6 protein-coding genes are annotated in these 7,755 nt (G+C 68.8%); all 6 read right to left on the minus strand.

The window, feature by feature from the left end; translation table 11 throughout:
* Window positions 1–39 precede the first annotated feature (39 nt).
* Window positions 40–2,061 (minus strand): Stk1 family PASTA domain-containing Ser/Thr kinase, encoded by a 2,022-nt coding sequence (gene pknB / locus ACFTZL_RS37050; RefSeq protein ID WP_382592431.1) that lies wholly within the window; start codon window positions 2,059–2,061, stop codon window positions 40–42.
* A 169-nt stretch (window positions 2,062–2,230) separates the two neighbouring features.
* On the minus strand, window positions 2,231–3,709 hold the full coding sequence (locus tag ACFTZL_RS37055) for a peptidoglycan D,D-transpeptidase FtsI family protein (RefSeq protein ID WP_382592434.1): 1,479 nt from the start codon (window positions 3,707–3,709) through the stop codon (window positions 2,231–2,233).
* A complete protein-coding gene (locus ACFTZL_RS37060; protein ID WP_189727153.1) occupies window positions 3,706–5,163 on the minus strand; it encodes an FtsW/RodA/SpoVE family cell cycle protein in 1,458 nt (485 codons plus the stop codon). The genes ACFTZL_RS37055 and ACFTZL_RS37060 overlap by 4 nt, the downstream gene beginning before the upstream one ends.
* A 27-nt stretch (window positions 5,164–5,190) precedes the next feature.
* Entirely contained in the window at window positions 5,191–6,756 is a 1,566-nt protein-coding gene (locus ACFTZL_RS37065) for a Stp1/IreP family PP2C-type Ser/Thr phosphatase (protein WP_382592438.1), read from the minus strand.
* A 138-nt stretch (window positions 6,757–6,894) separates the two neighbouring features.
* The gene (locus ACFTZL_RS37070) at window positions 6,895–7,404 is read right to left on the minus strand and encodes an FHA domain-containing protein (RefSeq protein ID WP_189727151.1); all 510 of its coding nucleotides are present in this window, start codon (window positions 7,402–7,404) and stop codon (window positions 6,895–6,897) included.
* Window positions 7,405–7,414: 10 nt separating this feature from the next.
* On the minus strand, window positions 7,415–7,755 hold a 341-nt coding region (locus ACFTZL_RS37075), incomplete at its 5' end, for an FHA domain-containing protein (protein ID WP_382592441.1).

Raw genomic sequence — 7,755 nt, forward strand, 5'->3', positions numbered from 1 at the left:
GCACCGAGGGTGCTGGGGCGCCTGCCGTACGAAGCGCGGTCAGTCCTCTTCGCTGCGGCCGTTGAGGCCGCCGAAGATGCCGCCGTTGCCGTTGCCGCCGTTGTTGTCGCCGCCTCCGACGCCGACGGTCTGCAGAGTGATCGTCGTGGCCGCGGGGTCGTCGACCTCCTGGTTGCCCTGGGGGTCCTGGCCGGCGACGAGGGCGGTGTCACTCTGGTCGCTGCCGTTCGCGAACTGGATGTTCGTGAAGCCGGCCTGCGCGAGCGTCTGCTTGGCCTGGCCGACCGTCTGGCCGACGACCTGCGGCACGCGCGTCTTCTGCTTCTCCTTCTTGCCGATCTGGATGTTGACCGACGAGTTCTTGTCGACGGAGGAGCCGGACTGCGGCGTGGTCGCGATGACCTTGCCGACCTGGTTGTCGTCCTGCGTGTCCACCTCGGTGCAGTTGCCGACCAGGTTGTTGGCCGTCATCTGTGCCCTGGCCTGGTCACAGCTCTGGCCGAGGACGTCCGGGACGGTGGACTTCTCCTCCGCCTTGGCGATGGTGAGGGTGATCTTGGATCCCTTCTCCACCTCCTCGCCCAGGGTCGGGTTCTGCTCGAGGACGGTGCCGGGGTCCTCGGAGGACTCCTTCTGCTTCGTCTCGACCACGAACTTGTACTTGTCGCCCTCCAGCGTCGCCCTGGCGTCGTCGATGATGTCGCCGACGACACTCGGCACGGCCACCTTCGGCGCCCCGGTCGACACCACGAGGTTGATGGTGTCGCCCTTCTTGACGTCCACCCCGGCGTCCGGGTCCTGGTCGCAGACCTTGCCCTTGCTCTGGTCCTCGCAGGGCTTCTCGGTGGTGGCCACCTTGAGATCGCTGTTCTTCGCCAGTTTCCTGGCGTCGTCCACCGTTTCGCCGACCAAGTTCGGAGCGGGGCCCGTGTCGTTGCCGACCCCGTTCCCGCTGAACGCCCACCGCCCGATCAGGATCGCGCCCACCAGCACCAGGATGCCCGCCGCCACCAGCAGGATCGTGGAGGTGCTGGACTTGCGCTGCTGCCCGCGGCGCCGGTCGGGGCGGTCGTCGTAGCCGTAGCCGCCGTCGTCCGGGTTCATGGGGGGCAGCATGGACGTGGCGCCCGCGCCGGAGTCCGCGCGCAGGGCCGTCGTCGGCTGGTCGTCGGGGTAGCCGCCGTAGCCCGCCGCGCCCATCGCGGCCGTGGCCGCGACCGGCTGGCCGTCGAGGCAGGCCTCGATGTCGGCGCGCATCTCGTCGGCCGACTGGTAACGGTAGTCGGGGTCCTTGACGAGGGCCTTCAGCACGATCGCGTCCATCTCGGGCGTGATCTCGGGGTCGAAGACCGACGGGGACTGGGGCTCTTCCCGCACGTGCTGGTACGCGACGGCGACCGGGGAGTCGCCCACGAAGGGCGGACGGACCGTCAGGAGCTCGTAGAGCAGACAGCCGGTCGAGTAGAGGTCCGACCTCGCGTCGACCTGCTCGCCCTTCGCCTGCTCCGGGGAGAGGTACTGGGCGGTGCCGATGACGGCCGAGGTCTGGGTCATCGTCATGCCGGAGTCGCCCATGGCGCGGGCGATGCCGAAGTCCATGACCTTGACCTGGCCGTTGCGCGTCAGCATGACGTTGGCCGGCTTGATGTCGCGGTGGACGATGCCGGCTCTGTGCGAGTACTCCAGGGCCTGGAGGATGCCGATGGTCATCTCCAGCGTCCGCTCCGGCAGCAGCTTGCGACCGGAGTGCAGAAGCTCACGGAGCGTCGAGCCGTCCACGTACTCCATGACGATGTACGGAATCGACACGTTGTCGATGTAGTCCTCGCCCGTGTCGTAGACCGCGACGATCGCGGGATGGTTGAGCGAGGCGGCCGACTGGGCCTCCCGGCGGAACCGGGCCTGGAAGGAAGGGTCACGCGCGAGATCCGCGCGCAGCGTCTTCACCGCCACGGTGCGGCCGAGGCGGGTGTCATGCGCGAGGTAAACCTCCGCCATGCCACCACGCCCGAGCACCTGGCCCAGTTCGTACCGGCCGCCGAGGCGACGCGGCTCTTCCATAGCTACCTACCAGCCCTCTCCGTCGGTCCCGACCGGCACGTTTGTACGGTCGGAGGCTGCCGTCCGGGCCTACCGTACCCGGCTCGCTTTGTGTGACCTGGCCAAGCCCGTCAGCCGATACAGGACCGGTATCGCAACGTGCACCGATGTGAAACAGACGTGAGCGGGGTCACTTCTTGCTGTTGATGACCGCCTCCATCACGTTCCTCGCGATCGGCGCCGCGAGGCCGCCGCCGGAGATGTCGTCACGGACGGCCTTGTCGTCCTCGATCACCACGGCCACCGCCACCGGCGCGCCGCCGTCGTTGTCCTTGGCGTAGGAGATGAACCACGCGTAGGGGTTCTCGCTGTTGTCGACACCGTGCTGGGCGGTACCGGTCTTGCCGCCCACCTTGACGCCGTCGATCTTGGCGTTCGAGCCCGTGCCCTCGTTGACGACCGTCTCCATCATCGACTGGAGGATCTGGGCGTTCTCCGAGGACATCGGCTGGCTGTACTCCTCGGGCTCGGTCTTCTCGATGGTGTCGACGCTGCGGGCCTGGAGCTCGTCGACCATGTACGGCTTCATCAGCTTGCCGTCGTTGGCGACGGCCGAGGCCACCATGGCCATCTGCAGCGGGGTCGTGGCGGTGTTGAACTGGCCGATCGACGACAGCGCGGTCTCCGACGGGTTCATGTCGTCGGAGAAGACCGAGGCGTTGGCGCGGACCGGGGTGAACTGTTCCTCGGTGAAGCCGAACTTCTTGGCCATCGCCAGCATCTTCTCGTTGCCGAGGTCAGAGCCGATCTTGCCGAAGACGGTGTTGCAGGAGTACTGGAGCGCCACCCGCAGGGTCGCGTTCTTGCAGGGGATGTTCCCCTCGTTCTTCAGCGGGGTCGTGGTGCCCGGCATGGTCCACGGCAGCGGCGTCGTGGTCTTCTGGTCCGCCTCCGTGTACAGCCCGTCCTCCAGCGCGGCGGCCGCGGTGAGCACCTTGAAGGTGGAACCGGGCGGGTAGGTCTCGCGCAGCCCCCGGTTGAGCGTCGGGTCGTCGGGGTTGTTCTTCTTCAGGAGCTTCTGCCAGGCCTCGGTGTCCGTGGTCGTGGAGTTGCCGGCGAAGGACGACGGGTCGTACGAGGGGTAGGAGGCCAGCGCCAGGATCTTGCCGGTGGACGGCTCCAGCGCCACCACCGAGCCCTTGCCGCCCTGCTTCTTCAGGCCGTCGTACGCGGCCTTCTGCGCGGCACCGCTCAGCGTCGTGACGACGTTGCCGCCCTCCTGCTTCTTACCCGTGAGCATGTCGAGGGTGTTGCGGAAGAAGAGCCGGTCGTCGTTGCCGGTGAGGATGCCGTCCTCGAGGTTCTCCAGTTGCGTGGCACCGAAGGCCTGCGAGGCATAGCCGGTGACCGGCGCCCACATCGCGCCGTCCTTGTAGGTGCGCTTCCACTTGAAGTCGCTGCCGGACGTCTCCGTGGAACCGGTGATCGGTTTGCCGTCGACGATGATGTCGCCGCGGGGGGAGGCGTAGCGCTCGATGGTGACCCGGCGGTTGTTCTTGTTGGTCCTGAGTTCGTCGGCCTGGACGTACTGGATCCAGTTGTCGCGGATCAGTAGTGCCAGGACGAGGAGACCGCAGAAGATCGCGATCCGGCGCAGGGGCTTGTTCATGACGGGCGGACCACCTGGGTCATCTCGGCGTCGGGGTTGCTTGCCGGGGCGGGGGCCGGGCGGCGTGCGGTGTCGCTGATGCGCAGCAGGATGCCGATCAGGGCCCAGTTGGCGATCACGGAGGATCCGCCGTAGGCGACGAACGGCAGCGTCATACCGGTCAGCGGGATGAGGCCCATCACACCGCCGGCCACGACGAAGACCTGGAGGCCGAAGGCGCCGGACAGGCCGATGGCCAGCAGCTTGCCGAACGGGTCGCGGGCCGCGAGCGAGGTGCGCACGCCCCGCTCGATGATCAGGCCGTAGATCAGCAGGATCGCCATGACGCCCGCCAGACCCAGCTCCTCGCCGAAGGTCGCGAGGATGAAGTCGGAGTTGGCGGCGAAGCCGATGAGATCGGAGTTGCCCTGCCCGAGTCCGGTGCCGAGGGTGCCGCCCGAGCCGAAGGCCCACAGGGCCTGCATGGCCTGCTCGGAGTGGACGATGCCGTCCTGGACGCCGGCCCGGCTGAGCTCGAACTCGTGCAGCGGGTCGAGCCAGGCCTGCACACGGGTCTGGATGTGCGGTTCGAAGCTCGCCACACCGACGGCGCCGACCGCGGACATCAGCAGACCGAAGACGATCCAGCTCGTCCGCTCGGTGGCGACGTACAGCATGATGACGAACATCCCGAAGAACAGCAGGGATGTGCCGAGGTCGGTCTCGAAGACCAGGATGAGGATCGACATCACCCAGACGACCAGGATCGGACCCAGGTCGCGGCCACGCGGCAGGTACAGGCCCATGAAGCGGCGGCTGGCCAGGGCCAGGGCGTCCCGCTTGACCATGAGGTAGCCGGCGAAGAAGACCGCGAGGGCGATCTTCGCGAACTCACCGGGCTGGAGCGTGCCGAGGCCGGGGATCTTGATCCAGATCTTGGCGCCGTAGACGTCCGCGCCGAGGCCGGGCACGAGCGGCAGGACCAGCAGGAACAGCGCTCCGGCCATGGAGATGTAGGTGTAGCGCTGCAGGACGCGGTGGTCCTTGAGGAAGATCAGCACGGCCACCAGCAGGGCGACGCCCATCGCGGAGTACAGCAGCTGGCGGGGAGCCGCCTCGACGAACGAGCTGGACGCCTGCAGCTTCTTCGACTGGTCGAGCCGCCAGATGACGACCAGCCCGATGCCGTTCAGCAGCGTGGCCAGCGGCAGCATCAGCGGGTCCGCGTACGGCGCGAACTTCCGTACGACGAGATGGCCCACGCCTGCCAGCAGGCCGAGGCCCAGGCCGTAGCTCAGCAGGCCGGCGGGCACCTCGTCGTTGATGGCCAGCCCGACGTTGAGGTAGGCGAAGACCGGGATGACCACGGCGAACACCAGCAGCGCGAGTTCGGTGTTGCGCCGGCTCGGCGCACCGATCGCGCCGATCGTGGACGTGTGGTGCGTCGGCGAGTTCGACGTATTCGTACTGCTCATCGTGTGACAGGGCCTCTCACGGCTTGCCTACTGCTTACCGCACAGCGAGACGACCTTCTGCTCTTCCTCCGAGAGGCTGGGGCCGGGGCTGGGAGTAGGTGCGGTCGTGGACGGGTTCGGGGACTTGCCAGGCGCCGACGGCGAGCCCGACGGGTTCGACGGGTTCGACGGGTTCGGCGTCGGTGTGGCCTTGGACGTGAAGGAGGCGGGAGTGGTTCCCGTGGTGCCCCCGGCCTCGCCTTCGCCGGTCTTGGAGTTGTTCCGGCTCTCGGCGTCGCGCCGCTGCGCTTCCTTCTTGCACGCGGAGGCCTGCACCGACAGTTCCTGGATCTTCGCCTGGGCGTTCTTCAGGCCGCCCTCGGCGATGGTCGCCTTGACCAGCTTCTGCTGGTAGGGCGGCAGGTACTTGAGTTCGATCTCGGGGTGGTCCTTCTCGACCTCCGACAGCGACACCCAGGCCAGATCCTGGCTGATGCCCCGGTACAGGGCGACGTGCTCGTCCTCGGTGCCGACGTAGTACTGCGTCTGCGTCCAGCGCCAGCCGCCGTACAGTCCGCCGCCGATGACGGCCAGCGCGAGGGCGCCGTAGAAGGATCTCTTCAGCCACCGGCCCTTGCGCCGCGGCTTGACGAAGTCGTCGTCGCCGTAGCCCAGACCGTCCGCCGGGATGTATCCGGTGGTGTCGCCGGAGCCGGGCGGGCCGAACTCGCCGCCCGAGCCGCCGTGCCCGTGCCCCTGGCGGCCGAGGCCGGAGGCGCGGCCGGCGGGGGTCTGCATGATGCCGTTGTCGTGCAGCTGGTGCTGGTTCTCGGCGACGGCGCCGACCACGACCGGGGTGTCGGAGAGCTGGCCCGCGAGGGTGTCGCCGGTGTCCAGGTCGAGGACGTCGGCGACGATCACCGTGATGTTGTCCGGGCCGCCGCCGCGCAGCGCCAGCTCGATCAGGTTCTGGACGGTGTCCTGCGGGCCCTGGTAGCTGGCGAGGGTGTCCTCCAGCGTCTGGTGGGACACCACGCCGGACAGGCCGTCGGAGCAGATCAGATAGCGGTCGCCGGCGCGGACCTCGCGGATGGACAGGTCCGGCTCGACGTGGTCGCCGGAGCCGAGCGCCCGCATCAGCAGCGACCGCTGCGGGTGGGTCGTCGCCTCTTCCTCGGTGATGCGGCCCTCGTCGACCAGGCGCTGCACCCAGGTGTGGTCCTGCGTGATCTGCGTCAGCACGCCGTCCCGGAGGAGGTACGCGCGCGAGTCGCCGACGTGCACCAGGCCGAGCCGCTGACCCGTCCAGAGCAGGGCGGTCAGGGTGGTCCCCATGCCCTCGAGCTGGGGGTCCTCCTCGACCATGGAGCGCAGCTGGTCGTTGGCGCGCTGTACGGCCGTGCCGAGCGAGGTGAGGACGTCGGAGCCGGGGACGTCGTCGTCGAGCGCGACGATGGTGGAGATCGCCTCGGAGGAGGCGACCTCACCGGCCGCGGCGCCGCCCATGCCGTCGGCGATGGCGAGCAGGCGCGGGCCGGCGTACCCGGAGTCCTCGTTGCCCTCCCGGATCATCCCCTTGTGCGATCCGGCGGCGAAGCGCAGTGACAGACTCATGCGCACCTCGCCAGTCGGCTCCGGGTACAGCCGGTCGTGTCGAGCCACACTGCCCACCCTCCGGTCGGGAGCGCGCGGGGGCCAGGGGGGCCCGCCACCGCGTGCTCGCTCCGCTCGCGCTCATTCATTGGTGTAGCACTACTTCCGCAGCTCGATGACGGTCTTGCCGATGCGGATCGGCGCGCCCAGAGCAATCGGTGTGGGAGTCGTCAGCCGGTTCCGGTCCAGGTACGTGCCGTTGGTGGAGCCGAGGTCCTCGACGATCCACTGGCCGTCGCGGTCCGGGTAGATCCTGGCATGACGGCTCGACGCGTAGTCGTCGTCCAGCACGATCGTCGAGTCGTGCGCCCGGCCCAGGCTGATGGTCTGGCCCTGGAGCGCGACCGTCGTGCCGGTGAGGGTGCCCTCGGTCACGACCAGCTTGGTGGGGGCGTTACGGCCGCGCCGTCCGCCGGCGGACTGCTGGCGCTGCTGCGGCGGCGCCTGTCGGGCGGCCTGCTGCTGGCGGCCGGCCTCGCGGCGCGATCCGCGCTGCGTGACACGCGTACCGAACAGATCGCTGCGGATGACCTGCACGGCCACGATCACGAACAGCCACAGTACGGCCAGGAAACCCAGCCGCATGACCGTGAGGGTCAGCTCTGACATTGCCCCCGCTTCACCCTTCGGCTTGCCGGTAAATGATGGTGCTGCTGCCCACGACGATCCGCGAGCCGTCGCGGAGCGTAGCGCGGGTGGTGTGCTGCCCGTCCACCACGATGCCGTTGGTGGATCCGAGATCCTGGATCGTCGAGGGCGTTCCGGTCCGGATCTCGCAGTGCCGGCGGGAGACGCCGGGGTCGTCGATCCGCACGTCGGCCTCGGTACTGCGACCCAGCACGAGCGTCGCGCGGGAGATCTGATGGCGTGTGCCGTTGATCTCGATCCAGTGGCGGGTACGTCCGCCGGCGGCCGGGGCGGCGGGAGGCCGCTGGCCGCTTGCGGGCTGCGGGTAGCCGT

It is taken from the genome of Streptomyces sp. NPDC056948 (assembly GCF_042674225.1).
In the GTDB taxonomy this organism is placed as follows: Bacteria; Actinomycetota; Actinomycetes; order Streptomycetales; family Streptomycetaceae; genus Streptomyces; species Streptomyces purpurascens.